This window comes from Polaribacter sp. AHE13PA (assembly GCF_019278505.1).
Lineage (GTDB): Bacteria > Bacteroidota > Bacteroidia > Flavobacteriales > Flavobacteriaceae > Polaribacter.
The window spans coordinates 1,520,022-1,546,678 of sequence record NZ_CP058985.1; the positions used below are offsets into that span (position 1 = coordinate 1,520,022).

24 protein-coding genes are annotated in these 26,657 nt (G+C 29.8%); 13 read left to right on the plus strand and 11 right to left on the minus strand.

The annotated features are described in order from the left end of the window. Window positions 1-97: 97 nt before the first annotated feature. Entirely contained in the window at window positions 98-1,372 is a 1,275-nt protein-coding gene (gene argH / locus H0I28_RS06675) for an argininosuccinate lyase (RefSeq protein ID WP_218761092.1), read from the plus strand. An 80-nt stretch (window positions 1,373-1,452) separates the two neighbouring features. On the opposite strand, the gene H0I28_RS06680 is transcribed toward argH, so the two are convergent. Both H0I28_RS06680 and H0I28_RS06685 read right to left on the minus strand, forming a co-directional pair. Beyond that, window positions 1,453-2,049 (minus strand): hypothetical protein, encoded by a 597-nt coding sequence (locus tag H0I28_RS06680; RefSeq protein ID WP_218730773.1) that lies wholly within the window; start codon window positions 2,047-2,049, stop codon window positions 1,453-1,455. Window positions 2,050-2,054: 5 nt separating this feature from the next. Beyond that, a complete protein-coding gene (locus tag H0I28_RS06685) occupies window positions 2,055-2,840 on the minus strand; it encodes a metallophosphoesterase (protein WP_218761093.1) in 786 nt (261 codons plus the stop codon). Between the two features lie 390 nt (window positions 2,841-3,230). On the opposite strand from H0I28_RS06685, the gene H0I28_RS06690 reads away from it, so the two are divergent. The 4 genes from H0I28_RS06690 to mqo all read left to right on the plus strand — a co-directional run bounded on the left by H0I28_RS06690 (window position 3,231) and on the right by mqo (window position 7,208). Further along, window positions 3,231-3,851, plus strand: a complete 621-nt coding sequence (locus H0I28_RS06690) for a GDSL-type esterase/lipase family protein (protein ID WP_218753674.1) — start codon at window positions 3,231-3,233, stop codon at window positions 3,849-3,851. A gap of 30 nt (window positions 3,852-3,881) precedes the next feature. Further along, the gene (locus H0I28_RS06695) at window positions 3,882-4,610 is read left to right on the plus strand and encodes an esterase family protein (protein WP_218761094.1); all 729 of its coding nucleotides are present in this window, start codon (window positions 3,882-3,884) and stop codon (window positions 4,608-4,610) included. A 10-nt stretch (window positions 4,611-4,620) separates the two neighbouring features. Then, on the plus strand, window positions 4,621-5,532 hold the full coding sequence (locus tag H0I28_RS06700; RefSeq protein WP_218761095.1) for an alpha/beta hydrolase: 912 nt from the start codon (window positions 4,621-4,623) through the stop codon (window positions 5,530-5,532). 314 nt (window positions 5,533-5,846) lie between these two features. Further along, complete coding sequence (gene mqo / locus H0I28_RS06705) at window positions 5,847-7,208, plus strand: malate dehydrogenase (quinone) (protein ID WP_218730778.1); 1,362 nt, start codon at window positions 5,847-5,849, stop codon at window positions 7,206-7,208. Here mqo and H0I28_RS06710 read toward each other — a convergent pair. The 5 genes from H0I28_RS06710 to H0I28_RS06730 form a co-directional block, all read right to left on the minus strand. Next, a complete protein-coding gene (locus H0I28_RS06710) occupies window positions 7,203-8,339 on the minus strand; it encodes a lycopene cyclase family protein (protein ID WP_218761096.1) in 1,137 nt (378 codons plus the stop codon). The genes mqo and H0I28_RS06710 overlap by 6 nt on opposite strands. 66 nt (window positions 8,340-8,405) lie before the next feature. Continuing rightward, window positions 8,406-8,855 carry a sterol desaturase family protein gene (locus H0I28_RS06715; protein ID WP_218730780.1) on the minus strand — a complete coding sequence of 150 codons (450 nt, stop codon included), beginning with the start codon at window positions 8,853-8,855 and terminating at the stop codon, window positions 8,406-8,408. Beyond that, window positions 8,855-9,697, minus strand: a complete 843-nt coding sequence (locus H0I28_RS06720) for a phytoene/squalene synthase family protein (protein ID WP_218761097.1) — start codon at window positions 9,695-9,697, stop codon at window positions 8,855-8,857. The genes H0I28_RS06715 and H0I28_RS06720 overlap by 1 nt, the downstream gene beginning before the upstream one ends. Window positions 9,698-9,699: 2 nt before the next feature. After that, the gene (locus tag H0I28_RS06725; protein ID WP_218761098.1) at window positions 9,700-11,166 is read right to left on the minus strand and encodes an NAD(P)/FAD-dependent oxidoreductase; all 1,467 of its coding nucleotides are present in this window, start codon (window positions 11,164-11,166) and stop codon (window positions 9,700-9,702) included. Between the two features lie 58 nt (window positions 11,167-11,224). Beyond that, window positions 11,225-12,118, minus strand: a complete 894-nt coding sequence (locus tag H0I28_RS06730; protein ID WP_218730783.1) for a MerR family transcriptional regulator — start codon at window positions 12,116-12,118, stop codon at window positions 11,225-11,227. 119 nt (window positions 12,119-12,237) lie between these two features. Here H0I28_RS06730 and H0I28_RS06735 point away from each other — a divergent pair, with 119 nt between their 5' ends. From H0I28_RS06735 to H0I28_RS06745, 3 genes are read left to right on the plus strand one after another with little or no spacing between them, the layout of a single operon-like run. After that, window positions 12,238-12,732, plus strand: coding sequence for an RNA polymerase sigma factor (locus H0I28_RS06735; RefSeq protein ID WP_218761099.1), 495 nt, complete (start codon window positions 12,238-12,240; stop codon window positions 12,730-12,732). Window positions 12,733-12,736: 4 nt separating this feature from the next. After that, entirely contained in the window at window positions 12,737-13,351 is a 615-nt protein-coding gene (locus H0I28_RS06740; protein WP_218761101.1) for a hypothetical protein, read from the plus strand. An 8-nt stretch (window positions 13,352-13,359) separates the two neighbouring features. Continuing rightward, entirely contained in the window at window positions 13,360-13,842 is a 483-nt protein-coding gene (locus H0I28_RS06745; protein ID WP_218761102.1) for a hypothetical protein, read from the plus strand. Here H0I28_RS06745 and H0I28_RS06750 read toward each other — a convergent pair. Next, window positions 13,839-14,858: a low specificity L-threonine aldolase gene (locus H0I28_RS06750; RefSeq protein ID WP_218730787.1), complete on the minus strand. Its 1,020-nt coding sequence runs from the start codon at window positions 14,856-14,858 to the stop codon at window positions 13,839-13,841. The genes H0I28_RS06745 and H0I28_RS06750 overlap by 4 nt on opposite strands. A gap of 11 nt (window positions 14,859-14,869) precedes the next feature. Beyond that, entirely contained in the window at window positions 14,870-17,290 is a 2,421-nt protein-coding gene (locus tag H0I28_RS06755) for a zinc-dependent metalloprotease (protein WP_218761104.1), read from the minus strand. Between the two features lie 87 nt (window positions 17,291-17,377). On the opposite strand from H0I28_RS06755, the gene prfB reads away from it, so the two are divergent. From prfB to H0I28_RS06770, 3 genes are all read left to right on the plus strand, one after another. Continuing rightward, complete coding sequence (gene prfB, locus H0I28_RS06760; protein ID WP_218730789.1) at window positions 17,378-18,472, plus strand: peptide chain release factor 2; 1,095 nt, start codon at window positions 17,378-17,380, stop codon at window positions 18,470-18,472. 142 nt (window positions 18,473-18,614) lie between these two features. Next, window positions 18,615-18,956 carry an arsenate reductase (glutaredoxin) gene (arsC, locus tag H0I28_RS06765; RefSeq protein WP_218761106.1) on the plus strand — a complete coding sequence of 114 codons (342 nt, stop codon included), beginning with the start codon at window positions 18,615-18,617 and terminating at the stop codon, window positions 18,954-18,956. A gap of 100 nt (window positions 18,957-19,056) precedes the next feature. Beyond that, on the plus strand, window positions 19,057-21,519 hold the full coding sequence (locus tag H0I28_RS06770; protein ID WP_218761108.1) for a TonB-dependent receptor: 2,463 nt from the start codon (window positions 19,057-19,059) through the stop codon (window positions 21,517-21,519). A 292-nt stretch (window positions 21,520-21,811) separates the two neighbouring features. On the opposite strand, the gene H0I28_RS06775 is transcribed toward H0I28_RS06770, so the two are convergent. Beyond that, a complete protein-coding gene (locus tag H0I28_RS06775; protein WP_165733463.1) occupies window positions 21,812-21,985 on the minus strand; it encodes a hypothetical protein in 174 nt (57 codons plus the stop codon). 159 nt (window positions 21,986-22,144) lie between these two features. Here H0I28_RS06775 and fumC point away from each other — a divergent pair, with 159 nt between their 5' ends. Then, the gene (gene fumC, locus H0I28_RS06780; protein ID WP_218761109.1) at window positions 22,145-23,542 is read left to right on the plus strand and encodes a class II fumarate hydratase; all 1,398 of its coding nucleotides are present in this window, start codon (window positions 22,145-22,147) and stop codon (window positions 23,540-23,542) included. A gap of 89 nt (window positions 23,543-23,631) precedes the next feature. Continuing rightward, the gene (locus tag H0I28_RS06785; protein WP_165733465.1) at window positions 23,632-24,105 is read left to right on the plus strand and encodes a nucleoside deaminase; all 474 of its coding nucleotides are present in this window, start codon (window positions 23,632-23,634) and stop codon (window positions 24,103-24,105) included. Between the two features lie 80 nt (window positions 24,106-24,185). On the opposite strand, the gene H0I28_RS06790 is transcribed toward H0I28_RS06785, so the two are convergent. Further along, window positions 24,186-26,654 carry an exopolysaccharide transport family protein gene (locus H0I28_RS06790; RefSeq protein ID WP_218761111.1) on the minus strand — a complete coding sequence of 823 codons (2,469 nt, stop codon included), beginning with the start codon at window positions 26,652-26,654 and terminating at the stop codon, window positions 24,186-24,188. Between the last annotated feature and the right edge of the window lie 3 nt (window positions 26,655-26,657).

The following is a 26,657-nucleotide window of genomic DNA, read 5'->3' on the forward strand; positions in this document are numbered from 1 at the left end:
ATAACAAAACGTCAAAACGAGGAAGTATCACAAAGTTACCTCTCAATTAATAAAGAGATTGCTTCGTACCTCGCAATGACAACAAAATATAAAAAATATGAAACTTTGGGATAAAGGATTTTCAATAGATCAACAAATAGAAAGATTTACCGTTGGAAATGATAGAGAAATTGATATGCATATTGCTAAATATGATGTTCAGGCTTCTTTGGCTCATGCCATAATGCTAGAATCAATTGGTATTATTACTGCGGATGAATTGAAAGACTTAAAAAGAGGATTGCAAGAATTAGCAGATGATATTGAAAACGGAACCTTTGTTATAGAAGCTTCTTTTGAAGATGTACATTCTAAAATTGAATGGGAATTAACCAATAAGTTAGGCGAAGTTGGTAAGAAAATCCATACTGCTCGTTCTAGAAATGACCAGGTTTTAGTAGCACTACAGTTGTACTACAAGGAGAACTTGGCAATTATCAACGATAAAACAAAAACACTTTTTGATACCCTTTTAAGTTTAGCAGAAACACATAAAGAAAGTCTTTTACCTGGTTATACACATTTGCAAGTTGCCATGCCATCATCTTTTGGTTTGTGGTTTTCTGCGTATGCGGAATTGTTAATAGACGATGTATATATGTTAAATGCAGTTTCTAGAGTTGTAGACCAAAATCCATTAGGTTCTGCAGCGGGGTACGGTTCTTCCTTTCCTATAGACAGAGAATTAACCACCAAGGAATTAGAATTCGCTACCATGAAATACAATGTGGTTGCAGCCCAATTAAGTCGTGGAAAAAGCGAGCGCTCTATTGCTTCCGCCTTAGGCGGATTATGTAACACCATGTCTCGTTTTGCAATGGATGTTTGTTTATACATGAGTCAGAACTTTGGGTTTATTACTTTTCCTGACGAATTAACAACAGGAAGTAGCATTATGCCACACAAGAAAAACCCTGATGTATTTGAATTGATTCGTGGAAAGTGTAATAAAATTCAGGCATTACATACAGAAATGGTGATGATTACTAATAATTTACCAACCGGTTATCACAGAGATTTTCAGTTATTAAAAGAAAATATTATTGCAGCTTTTGAAGATGTAAAAGATATTTTAGACATCTTTAATTACTCTATTCAACAAGTAATTGTAAAAGATATTGATTTGAATGATGAAAAGTATCAATATTTATTTACAGTTGACAGCATCAATAATTTAGTTGTTGACGGTATGAGTTTTAGAGAAGCTTATCAGAAAATTGGTGGACAAGTACAAGCCGGAACATACAAACCAGATTTAGGAAAACAGCATACACATGTTGGTAGTATTCACAATTTATCTTTGGATAAGATTGCTGAGAAATATCCGAAGTAGAAATTATCTATTCCATAAAAAAGCCTTGTTTACAAATTGTAAACAAGGCTTTTTATTTTATTAATTAACTTAAATATTGTTTAAAAATAAAAGTTCACTCCAACATCAGCACTAAAAACATCAAGTACACCAACCTCTTTAGACGTAATTGCATACCATAAATAGGTTTCTACAGTCCCGAATTCTAAATAAAAATCTACTCCTTTAAAAATTTTTGGCTTTTTAAAATCCTTATGCAATAAAGCTCCTCCAAAAAAAGTAAAATGAACAGCTGTAGGCACATAATAACCATCAGGATACAAACTAGGAAGCGTAGTAAAAGAATTCGTTCCTATGTCTAAAGTAGTTGTAAAACCCGCTATAGGTGTTATTGTTAAGTTTTCACCAATTACTTTTCTATAAATAGGAAACGTATTCTTAATGGTAATTAAATGTATGTTATCTGCTCTAGATGCAAACTCAGGAACAAAGCCGTATAATAATTCTGAGTACAAAACATCATTAAATAATTGATAACCTGCTCCCACAGAAACAAGACCAATATTTCCTGCAAATTGTGCTTTTACATAATCTGGTACATACCAAGATTTTTCTTTTACTACATCAGTTTCTTGAGCATAAACATTGTTAAATAATAACAACAATATAGATACTATAAATATTTTTCTAATTTTCATTTATTTTATAATTCAATCAATTCAACACTAAACCCTTTATCCTTCACAGATACTATATTATACGCCTTCTCTTTAACAGCGGGCGCAGTTAGGTAACTTACATCACCTTCTTCATAAAAATAACTGTGCGTATGTCCATGAATAGATAATGGAACATTGTATTTTGACATGGTAGATCTGTACTTTTCTCTTAATTCATCATCAAATTGATCTCCATAAGGAGGAATATGAGCAATAACAAATACTTGATTAAAAGATGTATTGTCTTCTAATTCTGATGTTAACCAATCAAAATCTAACTCCTTTTCACTTTCCCAAACAACATCATCAAAAAGAACAAACTTGTTGTTATTAAATTCAAAAGAATAATTATAATCACCAAACATTTTCTTGTAGATGATTCCTCCATTTATATTATAATCATGATTTCCAATAACGGTTAGATAAGGTTTCTTCAATTTAGACATTATATCATGAAAAATCTCATATTCTCTTAATAATGCTTGATCTGCAATATCACCTCCAAAGATTACAAACTTAATATCATCTCTTTTATTTATATCATCAATTACTGTACTAAGTTGATCATAAAAAAAATGTACATCTGATAAAAAAGCAAATTTAAATTCTTTAGAGTCTACTGTAATATTCTCCAATAATTTTAAATTTTTATCAGTAGTATTTTGTTGTTCGGTTTTAACGTTTGCTTCATAAACACTAAACTCAAAAGGATGTTTACAGCTTGTAAAAACGAGTGTAAGACCTAGTATTAATATTCTAATATATTTCATATATTTTAACTATGTTTTATAATTTAATGCAAATTTATTCAATAAGTAGACGACACAAAAACATAAACTTACATTAAGTAAAATAAAAAATGATTCCAAAAACACAAACAGACCTAACCATCTATAAATAAACCACATAAACAACAAACTTTACAAATTAAATAAATAATATAATTAATCGCTGTACTACCAAAAAACCATACTTACTTCTTTTATGAATTGATAATTGAACTCGAAAAAATCACTTTCGTAGACATAAAAAGTGATTCTACTTGTATTTTAGTAGGGATATCCCTTAAAAACGCAGGGACAACGCTTAATTTTACAACCATTTTAATACTATTTAACTTTTTAATTCTATATTGAAAAATTAACCCTAAAAAAATATACATGTTTTGGTATCATCCAGATTTAGAACGATTAGAAAATCAAATTCAAGAATTAGAATATCATCCCAAAACGATTTTTTACGGAAGTTCTACATTAACCCTATGGAATAACTTAACTACTACTTTTAAAGAACACAAACCTATAAATTTAGGATTTGGAGGCTCTACCCTGGCTGCTTGTACTTGGTTCTTTGATCGGGTTTTTGAGAATATAAAAGACATAGATGCTATTGTAATTTATGCAGGAGATAATGATTTGGGAGATGGCAGACATCCAGAAGAAATTATTCTATTTTTAGAAAACTTACTACTTAAAATTAGAACTAAATACGGTAACATAAAGTGCACTTGTATTTCTATAAAACCTAGTATTGCACGCAGTCATCTGCAAGAAAGCATCAATTATACAAATAAAAAAATTCAAAAATTAATGTCTAAAGACGATAATTTTCATTTTGTAAATATTTATGATGACTTATTAGATAAAAAAGGAAAACCTAATAGCAAGTATTTTGAAGAAGATGGATTACATTTTAATACCAAGGGTTACAACTTATTAGAAAAAGCACTCCAGAAACATCCTATAATTTTCCCTCAAAAAATACTCGAAAAAACATTTTAAAATAGTATCTTAATGGAAAATTAATTTTTCATGAAAAGAGAATATCATAAATGGTATAGTCAAAATCTTGAAAAAGAAATGGAACTCCTTGTATTTGGATATTCAGGTGAAAAAGTTTTGTTTTTCCCACCGAGAATGGGACGTTTTTATGATTATGAAAACTGGAAAATTATTGCCTCTGTAGAGCAAAAGATTAAAAAAGGAGAATTACAAGTTTATTGTGTAGACAGTGTAGATTTAGAATCTTTTTACAATAGTTTTAAAGATCCAGGTTATAGAATTTATAGACATATACAATATGAAAACTACGTTATAGAAGAAGTACTCCCTTTTGCCAATTTACAAAATTCAAATAAAAATATAGTTTCTGCAGGTTGCAGTTTAGGTGCTTACCATGCAGTAAACATAGCCATGCGACATCCAAAATTGTTTTCTAAAGTTGTTGGTATGAGTGGTCGTTATGATTTAACGAAATCTAATGGTTACTTTAAAGACTTGTTAAGTGGTTTTCATAATGATTTTGTGTATTTTAACATGCCGAATCAATATCTAAAAAATTTAGATGATCAAATTTTACTTAGTCAATTAAGTAAAATGAATATAATATTAGCAGTCGGAAAAAAAGATGTTTTTCTAGAAAGCAACTATAAACTATCTAATATTTTACAGGAAAAAGGAATTCCACATCACTTATTTGAATGGCAAGAAGAAGCCCATAGAGCATGTTATTGGCGTACAATGGTAAATCTCTATTTTTAAAATTATCTATATGAAACTAATACTTATTTTTTTATTTATGATGATATCCTTTGGTCAATTACAAGCACAAAATAAAGTTGTTTCTCTTTGGGAAACCATACCAAACAGCAAAGAAACCAGCGAAGAAGAATTTATAGAACATGGAGATATTGTTAAAATATCTAAAGTTAAAAAACCAACATTAGAAATTTATACTCCATCCAAACGAAATGCAACAGACAAAGCTGTTATTATATGTCCGGGTGGAGGTTATACTATGTTAGCCTATGATTGGGAAGGCACTGAAATTGCAAAATGGTTTAATAGCAAGGGAATTACTGCTTTTGTTCTAAAATATAGATTACCAAATTCCAAATCTATAAAAACTCCCAATGAAGCTCCTTTGCAAGATGCCCAAAGAGCTATGAGATGGGTTCGTTTTAATGCTGATAAATTAGGTATTAATCCTAATAAAATTGGTGTAATCGGTTTTTCTGCTGGAGGACATTTAGCCGCTACTCTAGGGACTCAGTTTCATACTAAAAATAACTTTAAAGAAGAACCTACAGACACCATTTCTGCAAGACCAGACTTTATGGCTTTAATTTATCCTGTAATTACGATGAAAGATGATTACACACACAAAGGTTCTCGAAATCAATTGATAGGTAAAAAACCTACCCAAGAATTAATAGAACAATACTCTAATGAATTACAAGTTACAGAAAATACACCTCCTACTTTTTTAGTACACTCCTCTAATGATACTGCAGTACCTGTAGAAAACAGTTTACAGTTTTACAAAGCTTTAAATGATAAAAAAGTAAAAGTAGAAATACATATTTATCCTTATGGAGGTCACGGTTTTTCTTTAGCAATAAATAAAAAAGGGTACTTACACACTTGGTTAGATCGATTAGAAGACTGGCTAAAAACCATATAATTTTAAATCTTTTTTTAAGCTCTATATTTAACAATATACCAGGAAATTATCTCTTTTTAATAATTTAGAAATCTTAAATACTTTAATTAATTCAGAAAAAAGAGAATCCATTTATTTTTTAACTTCGTTCTATTAGTTCTTTAAAATGGATCATACAAACCAATATCTTCAATATAAATTTCTATATATTTACTTATAAGAGAATTATTTATCTTTTACATAATTTTACAGTACAATAATTACTGAAATCTCAACAAAAATCAGTTTTAAAAATCTCAAGAAACAAGTATCTTTGTGCTCTTAAAATAAAAAAAATGCCAAAGATTTCATCTGTAAAACATTCCGAATTTGTACTTATTGGAGGCGGTATAATGTCTGCAACATTAGCCATCTTACTTTATGAAAAATTTCCTGGAAAGAAAATAACGATCATAGAAAAGCTACCTACAATAGCCCAAGAAAGTTCTGAGGCTTGGAATAATGCTGGTACTGGACATGCTGGAAATTGTGAATTGAATTATACTCCAGAAAAAAAAGGTGTTGTAAATATTACAAAAGCCATCAGTATATCGGAGCAATTTACAGAAACTTATAATTTTTGGAAAGACTGTGAAGAAAAAGGCTATATCAACAATTTATCAAAATGTATAAGTGAAGTTCCACATCTTAGTTTTGTTAGAGGAAAAAAGGACGTTGCTTTTTTAGAAAAGCGTTATGAGGTTATAAAAGATACCCCTCAATTTAAAGACATGCTTTTCTCTAAAGATAAAGAACAAATAAAAAAATGGCTACCTTTAATGATGGAAGGAAGAGCCGATAAAGAAGAAATTGCTGCTACCTTTTTTGAAAAAGGATATGATGTTAATTTTGGTGAAATTGCAGAACAAATATTTCGTTTCTTAAAAAAACAAGACAACGTAGAATTATTAAATCATAGCAATGTTAACAATATACAAAAGTCTAAAAGAGGTAATTGGGTAGTAACTATAAAAGGACAAAACGTTGTTAAAAGTTGGATGCTTGCCTCTAAATATCTTTTTATTGGAGCTGGTGGAGGTACATTGCCTTTATTAGAGAAAGCAAATATAAAAGAAGCAAAAGGTTATGGAGGTTTTCCTATAAGTGGTCTATGGTTACGTTGTACCAATCCAGAAATTATAGAAAAACATAACGCAAAAGCTTACGGTAAAGCAGGACGTGGTGCACCACCAATGTCTGTTCCTCATATGGATTCTAGAATGATTAACGGTAGAAAAGAATTATTATTTGGCCCTTTTGCGGGCTTTACAACTAGATTCTTAAAACATGGTTCTATGTTTGATTTACCAAGATCTGTTGAGTTTGATAATATTATGAGTTTATTAGGTGCAGGTTATCAAAATTTACCGCTTGTAAAATACTTAATAAAACAAGTAAGATTATCCTTTAAAGACAGGATGGAAGAATTAAGAGCTTTTTATCCTGAAGCAAATAACGACGATTGGAAAACTGTAATTGCTGGACAACGTGTTCAAATTATAAAAAGAAATAAAAAAGGGTTTGGTAAATTAGAATTTGGAACAGAAATAATAATTTCTGAAGATAAAACAATTGCTGCTCTTTTAGGCGCTTCACCTGGTGCATCTACTTCTTACTCTGTAATGAAAGAAGTGTTTGACAAAAGTTTTAAATTATAAAATTCTTTTAAAAAGTGCTATGATAAAATGTTTTGGAGGCATTTTAAGTATCACTTGTAAATCTTCAAAAACAGAAGTTTCTTCATCTAAAAATTTTAATATTTTTTTAGGTGAAGAACGTTTAAATAAATTTGAAAAAAGAAAAGATCCTATATGGTTTTTTTCACTTAAAATATCTAATAACAGTAAATCATAAAACCAGAATTTATTTATTTTATGAAATTTTGGTAATGGTTTATTTTGTTTTAAATGATTGATTAAAAGGATTGTTTTTTTATTGATCTTATTAAAAGTAAAACCTGTACTTGCTTTAGACCAACCACCTGCAGTACCAATATTAATAATATTTTTAGAGTTTTTATTCCAAAATTTATAACAGGTCATTGGTATTAAACCTTGCTCTTTTTCAATAATTTTATAATTGTTAATATTTTTACTTTGTAGATATTTTTCTATTTCTGTTTTATAAATATTATAAGCTAATAAATCTTTAGAAAACAAGGTATACTCAAACAATGCTTCTTTTTTATTGTAAGGAAGTATATACATAAAACGTGTATTTCCTTTTTGCTCAACCGTAAAATCCATAAAAGTTGCTGCACTATCATCAAAAGAATCTTCTTCTGTTTGTATAAAAAAACCAACAAAATGTTGTCTTAAAACAGGGTATTTAGACTGTTTTTTATAATCATCACTCAAAATACTATTAAGTACAGTTCGTGTTTTTAATACCTTATTTTCTGTTATTACTTCTGCTTCGGAGGATAATTGATTAATATCAAGTACACTTTCTTCAAGAAAAGAAATATTTATTTTTGAGGCTATTTGATTCCATATTTTTAAATAAAAATCTTTACTACGAATCATTTTATACTGATAAGGAGCAATATTTTCTACCTTATTATAAATAGCACTCTTAAATACAATATTTTTCCAAGAAGTAGTTAAAATGTCATTCCATTCGCCATCTTGTTCTTCCCAATAACACCAAGTTTTATCGTTAACTTGCTTTTTTACTTCGTCTACAATCAATATGGATTTGTTATCAAAGAAAGAATCTTTAGACATTCTGTAAGCAATCATTAAGCCAGATGCTCCCCCTCCAACAATTATGTAGTCGTAATAATTCAAAATAGATAAAATAATGTGTTTAGTAAAAATTGAAATAATTCGAAGAAACTAGTAAATTTTTAAACTCTAAAGTTTAGGTTTTTTAAAATATTTAAAAGGGACAAATAACATTCCAAAACACTCTCCTTCTTCTTTTCCTAAATGTTTATGATGCATTTTATGCGCTTTTCTCAAACCTCTTAAGTAACGGTTATTAGTATGTTTAAACCATTTAAAACGCTGGTGAATTAAAACATCGTGCACTAAAAAGTAGGCTATTCCGTAAAACAGAATTCCAAGTCCAATAAAAAACAAGAACGTGTATTCAGTATACGTACCAAAGTAAAAAAGTAAAATACTAGGTATTGCAAAAACAATAAAATAAGCATCATTTTTTTCGAATACACCTTGGTATTTTGGTTGATGATGATCTGCATGCAAATACCAACCAAAACCATGCATCACAAATTTATGCGTACACCAAGTAACACATTCCATAAAAAGAAAAACACCTAAAGTAATTAGTACAAAAATCATTAAATAATGTTTAATTTATATTTTACGTAACTTCTAGCTAACAAATTTATTTTCATCGGATTCGATATTCGAATTCTAGTATCCATAATTTTTTCTGATGGAACTTCTTTTAATTTTTTCAGTAATCTTTTATAATATCTATATGCCATATAAACACCAAACTTAGCTTCAACAGGCAATTTAAGAATTCCGTTTTGATAAGCAAATTCAAAATCTGCTTCTATTTCGTCAATAATCAACTGCTTAGAAGATGCATCTAATTCTCCCAAATTTATATTCGGAAAATAAGAGCGATTCAACACTTCAAAATCATCTTTTAAATCACGTAAAAAATTTACTTTTTGAAAAGCAGAACCCAAACGCATTGCAGCCTCCTTTAATTCTTCAAACCTTTTATCATCACCATCAACAAAAACCTTTAAACACATTAACCCAACAACATCTGCAGAACCATAAATGTACGCATCATATTCTTCTTTAGTTTGGTATTCTGTTTTAAATAAGTCTGCTTTCATACTTTTTAAAAAGGCTTGCACCATTTCATCTGGTATTTTGTATTTATGAACCGTTTGCTGAAAAGAATTTAAAATGGGATTTAAACTAATACCAAGCTCTTTTGCTAGATAATAATCCTTTTCAAAATGTTCCATTAAAAGTTCTTTATTATAATCATGAAAAGAATCTACAATTTCATCTGCAAAACGCACAAAACCATAAATATTATAAATATCTGTTCTAATTTTTGGAGACAACATATTTACAGCCAAAGAAAAAGAAGTGCTGTATTTTTTTGTAACCAACTTACTGCATTCACTAGAAACGCTATCAAATAGTTCTTTCATAATTATAGTTGATTTTTAAAGATTAATTCTGATGCAATTTTTCCAGATATTAAAGCAGGAGGAACTCCAGGACCAGGAACCGTTAGCTGTCCCGTAAAATACAAATTTTTTATTTTACTACTTTTAATTTTTGGTCTTAAAAAAGCAGTTTGTAAAAGTGTGTTTGCCATTCCGTACGCATTTCCTTTGTATGAGTTGTATTCACTTTTAAAATCATTTACACAAAAAGACTTCTTAAACAATACATGTTTTTTTACTTCCTGACCTGTTAACTTCTCAAACCTGTCCATAATTTTATGGAAATATTCTTCTCTTAGTTCATCCGTATCCTCTATTCCAGGAGCCAGAGGTATTAGAAAAAAACCAGCTTCTTTACCTTCTGGCGCAGAAGTTTTATCTGTAATAGATGTAAAATTCGCATAAAAGAGAGGATCTGTTGGCCATTGCGGTTTATCATAAATTTCTTTAGCGTGTGCATCAAAATCGGTATCAAAGAACAGCGTGTGATGACTTACGTTTTCTATTTTTTTATCAAAACCAACATAAAACAACAAAGAGGATGGAGCAAAGGTTTTTTTCTCCCAATAACTTTCTGAATACTGTCTTACATTTTTATCTAACAAAGTTTCTGTGTGATGATAATCTGCTCCACTTAAAACTAAATCCGTTTTAATTTCTTTTCCATTTACCAATAAACCAGTTACATTTTTAGAAGTATCAGTTATAATTTTTTCAACATTGGCATTCGTTTTAAACTTAACCCCTAAACTTTTAGCCAAGGAAACCATACCTTCTATTACGGTATACATACCTCCTCTTGGGTGCCATGTTCCTAATCCGAAATCTGCATAATTCATAAAATTATAAAATGCAGGTGTATTATTTGGTTTTGCTCCTAAAAACAAAACAGGAAATTCTAAAATCTTGATTAATTTTTCACTTTTTATATCCTTTCTCACTTGTTTTCTTATCGTTGAAAAAAACTGAGAAACTCTTGCAATAGTTGTTGTATTCACTAATTCTAAAGGTGAAACTCCTGGTTGATACACCAAATCTTTTATGGCAGTATCATAATTAGATTTTGCTGAATCTAAAAAAGTTTTTAAATGCTTGGCACTTCCTTTTTCTTCATCTTCAAAAAGTTGATAAATCTTTTTTAATTCACTGGCTATTTTAACAGATGAGTTTTCTCCAAAATAAACTTCATAACCAGGATTTAATTTATCCAAGGTATAATAGTCTGATGGTTTTTTATCAAAATCAGCAAAAAAACGCTCAAACACATCGGGCATCCAATACCAAGATGGCCCAATATCAAAAGTAAAACCATCTTTTTTATACTGTCTTGCTCTTCCTCCTAAAGTATCGTTTTTCTCTAAAATAATAACTTCATAACCTACTTTTGCTAAATAACAAGAAGCTGATAAAGCAGAAAAACCCGATCCTATTATATAAATTTTCTTCTTCATTTTTAATTTTGTTTAACAAATATACAATTTTATTAAACATAAAATTGAAAATATAAAATTATATCACCTTTAACAAATCAGTTATAGTGTTATGTAGGTGAATTTGTGGACTTAAATCTAAGTGTTTAACCTGATTTACTTTTTGACCTATAGCTATAAAAGTCTTACCTGAATTACGTATCATAGCATCTATTTCTTTAAAATAATCTTCTATTTTATCATCATACGGTTTAATAGTTAAAGAAGTAATAAAACAAATTTCATTATCACTTTCTAAAAAATAATCCAAATTGTTTAAAGGCAAACTTTGCCCTAAATAAACGGTATGAGCCCCTCTTAAAACAAGTTCGTAATTTAAATATAAAAGTCCAATTTCATGAATTTCATTTTCTGGCAAAAACAACACATACGTTTTACTTGTTTCAGAAATATTAAACTGTAGTTTTTCTGTATTTATAAGAATTTTCTGAACAATTAAATTAGAAATAAAATGTTCGTGAGCTGGTTTTAAAGTATCCGTTTGCCACAATAAACCCACATCATTTAAAAAAGGAATAAAGACTTCTTGAAAAATTTCTTGAAAAGTTTTTTCTTCTAAAAGTTTTTCATAAACATTGTTGAACAAGCGTTTATCAAACTGAAACATCGATAGTTTAAGAGCATTAATAGATTCGTCATTTAAAGATGTTACAAAAGCTAATGCTCTAGTTTGCAAAATTAGCTCTTCATCAGACATTTTTGAAATCTTAGAGATCTTAATATCATTATTATTTAATAAAACAATATTTAGGAGTTTCTGTAAATCTTCATTTGAATAAAAACGAATGTTTGTTTCACTCCTTTTTGGCTCTAAAAGATTATACCTTTTTTCCCATATACGGATTGTATGTGCTTTTATCCCTGAAATATTTTCAAGGTCTTTAATGGTAAAATCCAATTTAATATTGTTCAATGTATTTTATTTTTAGTTCAACAAAGTTAACGAAAAAACAAAGAATAAAATATTTTTTATTTAAAATGTAACAATTTATACTTTTACCCTACTAATAGGTAACTAACTAATTTACACAAGTGCAAAAAGATTTAGAGAAAAATTTTTTATTGGACTTTGAAGAAAATCAAAATATTGCTCATAAAATTTGTAGAATTTATACTACAAACCAAAGTGCTCATAATGATTTATTTCAAGAGATAACCATTCAGCTTTGGAAAAACTATCCAAAGTTTAGAGGAGACTCTAAATTTAGCACCTGGATGTACAGAGTGGCTTTAAATACAGCAATTTCGTTGTATAGAAAGTCTACAAGAAGAGTAAAAACACAAGATATTAGTGATTTTTCTTATAAAATAAAAGCGACTGATTATGATGATACGGAAGAAATTCAGTTAAAAGCTTTATATAAGGCAATTCACAAATTGAATGATATTGACAAGGCGTTGATATTTTTATATCTTGAAGACAAACCTTACAAAGAAATTTCTGAAACATTAGGAATTTCATCTGTAAATGCAAGAGTAAAAATGAATAGAGCAAAAGAGAAATTAAAAAACATTTTAAACCCATAACAGCATGGATTTATTAGATAAATATAAAAAAACTTGGGAAAATCAACCAGAAGAAGGAAATAAATTTTCTGCTGTTGATATCTACAAAATGGCTAAATCTAAGTCATCATCTATTGTAAAATGGATCTTTATTATTGGTATTTTAGAATTTGTAATTTTTAATTCTATGTACTTTTTCTTAGATATGGAAGAAGCATATTTAGAATATGAAAAAATTGGATTAATGAATTTTGTTTATTATTCTCAAGTTTTGGCATATATAATTTTGTTCTATTTTTTAGTAATGTTCTATAAGAATTACAAAAGTATTTCTACCATTGATTCAACTAAAAAGTTGATGAAAAAAATTCTTAAAACTAGAAAAACAGTAAGAAACTACGTACTCTTTAACTTAGGTTTTATGGCTTTAATGATGATTATTGTAATGGTAGCAGAAATAAACTTTAAATCTGAAGAGTTAGAAACCAAACAAATATTTTTAATAATTCTTTTAACTCTTGTTGTTACATTGGTATTATTGGGTGTCTTATGGCTCTTTTATCAATTGCTTTACGGAATATTATTAAAAAAATTGAATAGAAATTATAAAGAATTAGCTAAATTAGACGAGACTAATTAATTTTTATTATGAAAAAGTATTTCCTTCTTTTGTTTTTAAGCACTTCTTTTACCATGATTTCTCAAGAAAACACTGATTTTTGGGACAATGTACAGTTTGGTGGTGGCGTAAGTATGAGTTTTGGTTCACAAACCACTATTGGTGTCTCTCCAAGTGCCGTTTATAATTTTGACAATGGCTTTGCTTTAGGAACTGGTTTAACCTATATCTATAGTAAAAATCAAGATGTCAAAACAAATGTTTATGGAGCAAGCATTATTTCTTTATACCAAATACCTAATATAGGTATTCAGCTTTCTGGAGAATTTGAACAATCATTTGCTAAACAAACGTTTAATTCACAAAGTACAAGTACTAGTTTTCCTGCATTATATTTAGGAGCTGCTTATAATACGGGGCGTTTTGCTATTGGTATAAGATATGATGTTTTGTATGATGACAGAAGCGTTTACTCTTCTGCCATATCACCAATTATTCGTTTTTACTTTTAAAAACTTTTCAATTCCCTTAAAAGAATTTCATGCATTTCCGCTGTGTAATCTAAATGCGTAACAATTCTTATTCTTCCCTCGCCCATTGGAGTTAAAAGAATATTTTTTGCTTCCATTTTATGGATAAATTTGTCTGCTCCTATTTTAGCATCAACATAGAAAATTACAATATTAGTTTCTATAGGTTCTACTTTTGTTACATAAGAAACAGCTTCTAAAACAGCACCTATTTCCTGTGCTTTTTTATGATCTTCGGCCAATCTTTCTACATGATTATCTAAAGCATAAATTCCGGCTGCAGCTAAAAAACCGACTTGCCTCATTGCTCCTCCTAATAATTTTCTTATTCGTAATGCTTTTGCAATATGCGCTTTAGAGCCTAAAAGAATAGAACCAATCGGCGCACCTAACCCTTTAGAAAGGCAAATAGAAATCGTATCAAACAATTCACCATATTGTTTTGGAGTCTCATTTTTTGCAACCATAGCATTAAATAAGCGTGCACCATCTAAATGAAAGGCTAAATTATTTTCTTTCGATATTTTTTGTAATTTTTCTAATTCAGAAAACTCCCAACAAGCTCCTCCTCCTTTATTTGTAGTATTCTCTATACAAACCAAACTAGCAAATGGAGTATGAATACCAAAGCCTTCATCAATAGCATCTTGTAATTGCTCTGCAGTGAACATACCTCTATTTCCATCAATTAACTTACAAGTAACACCAGAATTAAATGCTGCTCCACCACCTTCATAATTATAAACGTGTGCATATTTATCACAGATTAACTTATCTCCTGGTTGTGTGTGTAATTTTATGGCAGTTTGATTTGCCATGGTTCCGGACGGAAAAAACAACGCATCTTCCATACCAAACAATTTTGCCGCTTTTTCTTGTAATTCGTTGGTAGTTGGGTCCATTTTAAAAACATCATCACCAACGTTGGCAGTCATCATTGCAGCCAACATCTCTTTTGTTGGTTTGGTAACTGTATCAGAAATTAAATCAATTATCATTACGTCTTTTTTTAATATTTATAATCTGTTCCTATTGGAGATCCATCAGGAATTTGTAATGCTTTTGTTTTTTTAAATGATGTAGGCTTTTTCTTAAAGTCATCAATCATTTTTATCATTGCAATATCATATATTTTCTGAACTCCTTTTGACTTTTTGTTTTCTAAAATTGATTTTATTTCATCTAATTTAAAAAACACAATTGCATTAACTTGTTTGTACTGATTTTTATAAGACGCTAAATAAAACAATTGCTCTAAAACAGTGGTATTAATTACGTTTTGTAACTCTTGATAATAAGAATCTTTATGTGTTTTTTTTATTGATTTTAAGATCAATTCATCAATTAACTCATCTAAACCTAATTGTTTATCATTTAAACTCTTGTGAGCGATTAATCTTGATGCTCTTTGTGGGTTTAACAACAAGTTTAAAGTCATTTCAGAGGCAGTTTCTACAGCTCCAAAAGCATCAAACGCTACACCTAAATTACTTTTAAAAGATTCTCTAGTTCTACTAAAACCCATCGCCCTTGGCGGAAACAGAGCTAGTTTTTCTTTAGGAATTGCAATTTCATCAACAGATATTGTTTTTAAAACTGCTTGTAATGCTATTTTTTCTAAAGATCCAGAAACTCTTTTTACAACAGTTTCTTTACCTCCTTTTACTGCATAAGAATACTCTAAACCACCAATTAATTTTATGGTTGCTTCTGTTTGAAATCTGTGGAAAAAATACAACGGAACAAATACATCTTCTAAAACAGAGTAAGGTTGATTGGTTTTTATATTATCGGTAGAAAAATTAGCAATCGCCATTTTTCTAATTTCAAGTAAATTATATAATTCTTCATAGATCGTACCTCCATTATCCCATAAATGAGAAGATGCACTGGCGCTTCCTTGAGATCTAGAATCTACATCAGATAAATACTTAAATCCTTCTGCGGTAGCATTTTCAATAATTTTATTTAATTCATTTGCTTCATCCGTTTTAAAATCTTGATAAAAATAGGCGACAATTACTTTATCCCAATCTCCTATTTTGTTATCATAAGCATTAGAAAAATCAATTTTACCTCCTTTTAAAGTAAACTTTGGATGCGGATAATCCATTACAGAAGCTCTACCATTTGTACTAGCAGCAAAATTATGAGCAAAACCTAACGTATGCCCTATTTCATGTGCAGATAATTGTCTTATTCTTGCAACTGCCATTTTTAAAGCAAAACTATCATCAGAATTATTATTTGCATAAGGAGCTTGCAAAGCTTGTGCTATTAAAAAATCTTGACGAATTCTTAAACTTCCTAAACTAACATGCCCTTTAATAATTTCTCCCGTTCTTGGGTCAGAAATACTAGCACCATAACTCCAACCACGGGTAGAACGATGTACCCATTGTACCATATTATAACGAACATCTAACGGGTCTGCGTCTTCTGGCAACATTTTCATCTGAAAAGCATTTTTGTAACCAATCGCTTCAAAAGCTTGGTTCCACCAACGTCCGCCTTCTAACAAAGCAGAACGTACAGGTTCTGGAGTTCCTCTATCTAAATAATAAATAATTGGTTCTTTAGCTTCAGAAATTACTGCTTCTGGGTTTTTCTTCTCCAATCTATGACGACGAATAAATTGCTTTTTTATGGGCTCGTTTACTGGAGTTGCATAATCTAAATAAGACATTGGATACCCACCAGAACGAGGATCGAACTTTCTTGGTTTGTACTTATTATCTGGTAATTCTACAAAAGAATGATGTTGGTTTACAGTTACCAAACTAGCATTAGGACTTACACTACTTATGTCACCTCCTTTGGCAGTACCTTTAAAGGTTAACAAAACATCAAACTCAACATTTTTAGGAAACGCTTTTGTTCTTTTAATATTAAAAGCAGATTTACTTTTATCTAAACTATAACTACCTTGTTTTGTTCTTACTAATTTTGCAGAAACTCCATGAGCATCTCTTATAAAAAAATCTGTTGCATCTACTAAATACACGCCTTTTTTAGTTTCTTTTATTTTAAAACCATGCAAAACAGATTTTGCAAATGCTTCTTTTACAGATTCTTTTTCTTCCTTATTATCTGTAATTGCTCTATACTCTAAATTAGGCTGTATTAACAATAATTTATTTCCAGCTTTTTTAAAATAAACTACTACACCACCTCCTAACTGGCCTCTATCTAAACCAATATCATTAGACCCAACTCCTTCAGAAAGAGAACGTACATAAAGAAATTCTTTTTCTAAAGTATCTATTTCAAGAAATATTTTATCAGAATTATCATTATAATAAAAGGTAAAATAACCTTCGAATTTAGTAATTCCTTTTTGCAATTTATTACCTGTTTTTTCTGTAAAAAACTGAGAAAAGCCATCAACAGAAAGTGTAATTAAAAATAAAATAAGTAGTGTTTTTTTCATGTTTTGTATAATTTCTATAAAACTATAAAATAACTATCACCTTTTAAAACAAGAAATCTTAAAATTTCATTTATTTTTGTTCTACTTATGATTACACAAGAACAACTTAAAGATATTGCCGAAAGAATTGAAAAGTTAAAATCTTATTTAGAGATTGATAAAAAACTGATTGAAATTGCCAATGAAGAAGAGAAAACGGTAGATCCAGATTTTTGGAACAACCCTAAAGAAGCAGAAGTTTTTATGAAAGAGCTTCGATTAAAGAAAAAGTGGGTAGAAGACTATCATAAATCCATCACTTTAAGTGAAGATGTAAATGTCTTATACGAGTTTTACAAAGAAGGTGAAATTGAAGAAGCAGAAGTTGTAGAACAATTTGAAAAAGCAAGTACATTTTTAGAAGATTTAGAGTTTAAAAACATGTTATCCGACGAAGGAGATGTATTATCTGCTACCATACAAATTAATGCAGGCGCAGGTGGAACAGAAAGTTGCGATTGGGTAGAAATGTTGTCCAGAATGTATACCATGTGGGCAGAAAAACAAGGTTATAAATTAAAAACACTTAATTACCAAGCAGGTGATGTAGCTGGTATTAAAACCATAACCATAGAAGTAGATGGCGATTATGCCTTTGGATGGCTAAAAGGAGAAAATGGCGTGCATCGTTTGGTACGTATTTCACCATTCGATTCTAATGGAAAACGTCATACAACCTTTGGCTCTGTCTATGTTTTTCCTGTTGCCGATGATTCTATAGAAATAGAAATTAATCCGGCAGATATAGAAATTGTAACTGCGCGTTCTAGTGGTGCTGGCGGACAAAATGTAAACAAAGTAGAAACCAAAGTTCAGTTAACACACAAACCAACCGGAATTCAGATTTCTTGTTCTAACTCACGTTCTCAGCACGATAATAGAGCTACCGCATTAAAAATGCTAAAATCTCAATTATATGAAATTGAATTGCAAAAACAACAAGCCACAAGAGACGAGATTGAATCTGGAAAGCTAAAAACAGAATGGGGAAGCCAAATTAGAAACTATGTAATGCATCCTTATAAATTGGTAAAAGATGTAAGAACTGGTCACGAAACGGGTAATGTAGACAATGTAATGAACGGAGATATAAACCCGTTTTTAAAGTCTTATTTAATGTTAAATGGACAAAAAAGCGATTAGATTTTAAACTATTTAAAACACAATTATTAGAAGCTGTTTCCTGCTTTCCATTATATCTTTTTTTAAGAAAAATAAAAAAAGGATGTCATTTCAATCAGGGCTAAACTTGTTTGCTAACAAATAGAAAACTAAAAACATACAGATGATTAAAATATATCACAATCCACGTTGTTCTAAATCTAGACAAGGCTTAGAAATTATAGAAAACTCTAAGAAAGAGTTCGAAATTGTAAAATATTTAGAAAAAATTCCATCAGAAAAAGAACTAACAGAAATTATTAAAATGTTAGACATCTCTCCTATTCAGTTAGTTAGAAAAACAGAAAAAATATGGAAAGAAAACTACAAAGGGAAAGAATTATCAGACAAGGAGATTATCAAGGCAATGATAGAATCCCCAAAGATAATAGAACGCCCAATTGTTATCAATAATAACAAAGCAGTTATTGGCAGACCTCCAGAAAATATTAAATCAATAATTTAACCTTAACTTTTTTGTGTTTTGTTTAACTTTTCTTTAACTACTTCTAATTAAACTTAGAGAGAACTTTGCTGTCTTAAAATAACAAGATTCAAAGACAATTATGAAGAAAATTACACTCTTATTACTTTGCCTATTAACATCAACCTATTTGCTAGCTCAAAAGCCTAGTAATGAAACCATTTCTATTACAGGTAAAGTTGTAGATGCAAACACCAATCAACCATTAGAATATGCTACTGTAGTTTTAAAAAACACTGAAACACAAGTAGTTTCTGGTGGAATTACAGATCAAACAGGTAGTTTTAATATTAAAAATCCAAAAGGAACGTACGAAATAAGTGTAGAGTTTATTTCTTTTAAAACCATCAAATTTCCAGTTCAAGAAATTTCATCAAACAAAAACTTAGGAACTATTAAACTATATGAAGATGCTAGTAGTTTAGATGAAGTGGTTGTTATAGCCGAAAAATCTACTGTAGATATTCGTTTAGATAAAAAAATATATAATGTTGGTAAAGACATGACGGTTAAAGGTGGTACCGCTTCTGATGTTTTAGACAATGTACCTTCTGTAGACGTAGATCCCGAAGGAATTGTTAGTTTAAGAGGTAGTGAAAACGTACGTATTTTAATAGACGGAAAACCATCTGCTTTAGTTGGTTTAAGCGGTGCAGATGCCTTAAAACAATTACCTTCTGATGCTATTGAAAGAGTTGAAGTAATTACATCTCCATCTGCAAGATACGATTCTGAAGGAACTGCAGGGATTTTAAATATCATTTTAAGAAAAGGAAAATCTTCTGGTTTAAATGGTTCTGTAAACGTTACTGTTGGAGATCCTAAAAATTATCAAGGTGGTGTAAATTTAAATTTACGTACCGAAAAAATAAATGTCTTTACTAATTTAGGATATAACGATAATGCAGGTCCTGGTGTTTATAATTCTGATATAACTTACCTAACTAATGGAAATATAGATAGTATTAGAGTAGAAAACAGAGATAATGACCGAAGTAGAAAAGGCTTTAATGCTAATTTTGGTTTAGAATATTATTTAAACAAAAAAAGTTCTATTACAGGTACTATATTTGTAAGAGACTCCGATGGTAATGATATTTCTAAGAATAACATTAGCTCTTTTGATGCTTTAGATAACAATTTATACAACTCTACACGTATTCAAACTGAAGGAGAAGATGATAAAACATTACAGTTTTCTTTAAATTATGTAAATAATTTTAATGAAGACGGACATAAATTAACGCTAGATTTACAACATAGTGCTAGTAAGGAAAACGAGAATGCAATTATTATAGATATAAACCCAGAAACAAACACTACAAACGAACTTTCTATAGACAATTTAGTGCAGGCAGATTACGTGTTACCAATTGGTAAAAACTCGCAATTTGAAGCAGGTTACCGTGGTAGTTTCCAAGATTTATCATCAAATTACCTAGTTGTCGCTCCTAATTTAGACCCAGCATACAACCCTTCTAATAACTTAGAATTCACCCAAAATGTAAATGCTTTTTACACACAATTTGGTAGTAAAATTAACAAGTTTTCTTATTTATTAGGTTTAAGAGCAGAAATTACAAACATTGATATTCAATTATTGAATAACAATGAAAATTACAATAAAAATTATACAGATTTATTTCCAACCGTAAACTTTGGATATGAATTAAATGATGATCAAAGTTTTACCTTAGGGTATAGTAAAAGGTTAAGAAGACCAAGCTCTCGCTATTTAAACCCATTTGAAAGTAGAGAAAGTGAAGTTATTTTTTCTAAAGGAAACGTAGACCTAGACCCTACATATACAAATTCTTTCGATTTAGGTTACTTAAATACTTGGGGTAAATTAACTTTAAACTCTTCTATTTATTACCAACATTCAACAAACAATATTTCGAGAGTTAACAGTCAAGATGTTAGAGTTGTAAACGGACAAGAAACCAATGTAATTATTAGACAACCAATTAATTTGGCTTCAGAAGACAGATCTGGTTTTGAATTTACAGCAAATTATAATGCTAGTAGAAAAGTACGTTTCTCTGGTAGCTTTAACTACTATCAATTCGAAACAGAAGGAGAATACACTTACAACGTTACAGACCCAAGTAATGGTAACCTAACACCTATTACTCAAAATTTCGACACAAAAAACGACTCTTGGTTCACACGTTTCGATGCTAAAATTACACTTCCTTGGGATATTCAATCTCAAACAAGAGTTTTTTATTACGGTCCAAAAAACGATGCACAAAGCGAGAGAGAAGGTATTTTATCTACAAACATAGCACTTAGTAAAGATATTTTAAAAGACAAAGGAACCTTAGTACTTAATGTTAGTGATCTTTTTAACTCTAGAAAGTACGAGGTTGTTGGGTACGCTCCAAGTAGAGAAAACCCAACCAATATCACAGACCAAACGTTTCAAAGAAGAATGCGCCAGGTGTCTTTAACTTTTACCTACAGATTTAATCAGAGTAAAAACCAAAAAGATAGAAAACCAGCTGAAAATAGAGAAGATGATGGTGGCGGAGATGAATTTTAAAAGTATTTGGGCGTTTTAACAGGCTTTCCACACTCGCTTTTTTTCTAAAAAAGAAAAAAGAGCTCAAACAATTGCTTCAATCCCTAACGCGGGCATATTTGCTAATTATTTGTTACTACAACAAGTTTTTGCAAGTTTGCCCGCGTTAGGGATTGTAGTGAAAAGCCCACAGATTTTTACCTTTGTAAAAAACGAGGACTTGTAACAGAAAGCCCGCCCCTTGTGGTAACGCCAAAAAAAAACTCGTTCAAATAAATGAACGAGTTTTTTTTAATTATATGGTTTAAAAAGACTACTTACCTTCCGCAGCTTTTTTAGCTTCTTTCTTTAACTTCATATTTTCCCAGATAGTTCCACCAATCCAGTAAGGAACCACAAATGTTAATAAGAATATTAACAACCAAAAACCAGCTGTAAAAATAAACATAAATAAAACCAATCCTGAAAATTCTGAAAAATCTAACATTTGTATATTTTGTAAAATTATTAATGCAAAAATAATATTTATTTTTAAAAGATAGGCATCAAAAAAACATTTTTTTTAGTTATCTAAAAATGATAAATATCAACTTTATGTAATCATAGTTTTTTGTAAATTTGTGTATCTAAAATTTACATTATAATTATGAAATATAGAATCGAAAAAGACACTATGGGAAACGTAGAAGTTCCTGCAGACAAATATTGGGGTGCACAAACAGAACGCTCTAGAAACAACTTTAAAATAGGTGCTTCTGGTTCTATGCCATTAGAAATTGTTTATGGTTTTGCATATCTTAAAAAAGCAGCTGCATATACAAATGCAGAATTAGGTGTTTTAACAGAAGAAAAAAGAGATTTAATCGCACAAGTTTGTGATGAAATTTTAGAAGGAAAATTAGATGATCAGTTTCCTTTAGTTATTTGGCAAACAGGTTCTGGTACACAATCTAACATGAATGTGAATGAAGTAATTGCTAATAGAGCGCAAGAAATTGCAGGAAAAGTAATTGGTGAAGGCGAAAAAGTGATTCAGCCAAATGATGATGTAAACAAATCGCAATCATCTAACGATACATTTCCTACTGGTATGCACATTGCTGCTTACAAAAAAATTATAGAAACTACTATTCCTGGAATTACGCAATTAAGAGATACTTTAAAAGCAAAAACAGAAGCTTTTAAAGATGTAGTAAAAATTGGTAGAACGCATTTAATGGATGCTACTCCACTTACTTTAGGTCAAGAGTTTTCTGGTTACGTTGCACAATTAAACTTCGGTTTAAAAGCGTTAAATAATACATTAGAGCATTTATCTCAATTAGCTTTAGGTGGTACCGCAGTAGGTACAGGGTTAAATACACCTGCAGGTTATGATGTTTTGGTAGCAAAATATATTGCACAATTTACAGGAATGCCATTTATTACAGCAGAAAACAAATATGAAGCTTTAGCAGCACACGATGCTTTAGTGGAAACGCATGGAGCTTTAAAGCAAATTGCTGTTTCTTTAAATAAAATTGCCAACGATATTAGAATGATGGCTTCAGGACCAAGATCTGGAATTGGAGAAATTATTATTCCTGCAAACGAACCTGGATCTTCTATTATGCCAGGTAAAGTAAACCCAACACAGTGTGAAGCTATGACAATGGTTGCTGCTCAAGTGATGGGTAATGACATTGCCGTAACAATTGGTGGTGCTCAAGGGCATTATGAATTAAATGTTTTTAAACCTGTAATGGCTGCAAATGTTTTACAATCTGCTCAATTAATTGGTGATGTATGTAAGTCTTTTGATGAACATTGTGCTGCTGGTATAGAACCAAATCATGCTAGAATTACAGAATTGGTAAATAATTCTTTAATGTTAGTTACTGCCTTAAATACTAAAATTGGGTATTATAAATCGGCAGAAATTGCAAATACAGCGCATGCTAACGGAACAACTTTAAAAGAAGAAGCTGTTCGTTTAGGCTATGTAACTCCAGAACAATATGACGAATGGGTAAAACCAGAAGAAATGACTGGCGGTTTAAAATAAAAATATTAATTTTACATTCTCTAAAAGCTGCATACCTTATGCAGCTTTTTTTGGCTAAACAAAGTAAATCATAATAAAAGAAAATGAAGATGAACAAACACGAAGAATTTATGAGCGAAGCTGTAAAAGCAGCTTTAAAAGGAATGAATAATAACGAAGGGGGGCCTTTTGGGTGTATCGTTGTAAAAGACGGAGAAGTAATTGGTCGCGGAAATAACAAAGTAACATCTACCAATGATCCAACTGCACACGCAGAAGTTACTGCAATAAGAGATGCTTGTAAAAATATTGGTTCTTTTCAGTTAGACGGTTGTATTATATATACTTCTTGCGAACCTTGCCCTATGTGCTTAGGTGCGATTTACTGGGCAAGACCAGACAAAGTTTTTTACGGAAGTAATCAGCAAGATGCTGCAAATATTGGCTTTGACGATGAATTTATCTACAAAGAAATTCCTTTACCTTACGAGAAAAGAAGCATTCCGTTTGAGCAAATAGGAAGAGAGATTGCACTAGAGCCTTTTAATAAATGGGCAGAAAAGCAAGATAAAACAGCTTATTAAATTCCCTCTAAAAAACTGAAATTTTTCCTCAGTTTTTATATAACTAAAAAAGCATCGAATTAACGATGCTTTTTTAATTTTTAATTCTTTTTAAATAAACTAGATATTCTAGAGAAGAAGCCTTTATTATCTTCATCCTCATGATAACCATTACCGTATTTTCCATAACCATAGCCGTAACCGTAGCCATAACCATAGCCGTAACCGTAACCGTATTTATTCTTTATAGAAAAGTCGTTTAAAACATAACTAATATTGGTTACCTCTTTATTTTTATACTTATCATCTATCATTCTCATCATTCCCTTTTCGGAGTAATCCTGACGTATAACATAAATAATAGCATCTCCATATTTAAACAATTCTAATGCATCAGAAACTAAACCAACAGGCGGCGTATCAATAATAACATAATCATATCTTTCTTGAAGGTCTTTAATCATCTTGTCTGCTGTTTCATTCAATAATAATTCAGAAGGATTTGGAGGTATTGGTCCAGACAAAATAAGATCTAAGTTTGGCACTTTAGTCTTAATTATAATTTCATCTAATGTCTTTTGCTTGATTAAGTGGTTTACCACACCAACATCATTGGTTAAATCAAAATCATCATAAATTTTAGGTTTTCTTAAATCTAAACCTACTAAAACTGTTTTCTTTCCGCTTAAAGCAAAAACAGTTGCCATATTTATAGAAATCATTGTTTTCCCTTCACCACTTACTGAAGAAGTTAAAACCAATGTTTTGGATTTATCTGAATCTGTATTTTTAAATAAAAATTGAATATTAGACCTAAGCGCTCTGAAGGATTCTGAAACTGAGGATTTTGGCTTATTAAAAACCGCTAGATTATTATTTCCATGGTTTTTACCTACAACACCTAAAACAGGAATTGCATAGTTATTTTGAATATCCTCTGCTGTGTGAATTTTATTATCTAAAACCTCTCTAGTAATAATATAAAATAAAGGAAAAACAATTCCCAACATTAAACCAACTAAATAATTAAAACTTGGTATTGGGTATACAGGACCATTACCTAAGTCTTTAGCCGTATCTATAATTTTAACATCAGATACATTTGCAGCAATTGCAGAACCTGCTTCGTAACTTTTTTGCTTCAAATAATTATAATTTGCTTCTGAAATTTGATAGTTTTTTTCAAACTTTAATAAACCTTGTTCTGTTTTAGGTAATTTTTTAAGTTTGCTTTTATAAGTAGCTAATTCAGCATTTAATTTGTTAATTTTATTTTGATTAACAACTTTTAAAGTGGATATATTTTCTAATAAATTAGTTTTAGAAATATTAATGTCATTACTCAACTTAATAACCTGTGGATGGTTATCTGTTACAGAACCTCTTAATTTTTCTCTTAAACTAGATAATTGTATAAGTGTAGATATTTCACCAGAAATCTTCCCATCTTGAACAGCTATTAAAGCAGGAACAGGAATATTTTCCCCATAGGTATCGTGAGAAAGTAAATAACTTCTTAAATTATTAAGATATTCATTAAGCTCTAAAACATTTTTTTTCTCTTGATCTATCTCAATAGTTTCATTAAAAACAAGACTACCTTCTTCAGATAAATTGTAAATATTATTTTTTTCCTTAAAAACCCCTAATTCCTTTTCTATTCGCTGTAAACTATCTTCTAATTGTGTAAACAAAAGCTCTATATAATCTTTCGTCTTTTTAGCATAAAGAATTTTTTGTTCTTGCTTATCTTCATCAAGAATAACAACCGTTGCATTTAAGTAGTCTACAATTCTATTTTTATTTGTACCTCCTTTAGACAATCTAAGCATAGAAGCTCCATTAGCTATACCTTCAACACCAATAGATTTATTACTACCTACAGTTCCATCAAAACTTACAAATTGAATATAAAATTTTTCACCAACAGTAAACTTTTTGGTTTTTTGCAATGAAAAATTTAAAAATTCAGTATTTATCTGTTCATCAATTTTATACTCTTTAGAAAAAAGTGGAGAGGAAAAATTGTGAACACTTGTTGTATTTGTATCATAGGTAATTAAAGCATTTGAAGTATTCTCTTTAAGATCAAAAGATAATTTATAAGTATCTTCACCTGTAATTTCTACTTGTATAAGTTGTCCATATAATTGAGGTTTACTAGTATCTAAATCTACCACAAACGGAGTGTAACCATAAACATCCACTAACCTATACCTGCCTTCTTTTAAATAGTTTATGAAGAAATTTAATTTTCTAACTACCTTTTCATTATGTGTTCTAGAAGTTAAAACTACTTTTATAGTTTCTACGGCATCACTTGCTCCTCCCCAATTAAATGCTATGTTTGTTCCTGTAGAAAACAATGGATTGTTTTCTTCTTTTACAGATATTACGGTATTTAGATTATAAATTTTTGTTTTATAATCATTCATAAATTTGGCAACTATCAAGGCAATAATAATAGTTACAAAAAAAAGTTTCCAATAAGATAAAACCTTAAAAACATACCCTTTAACATCAACATTAGCTTGAATAGTACTATTATTTAGTTTATTTAAATTATCCATAAA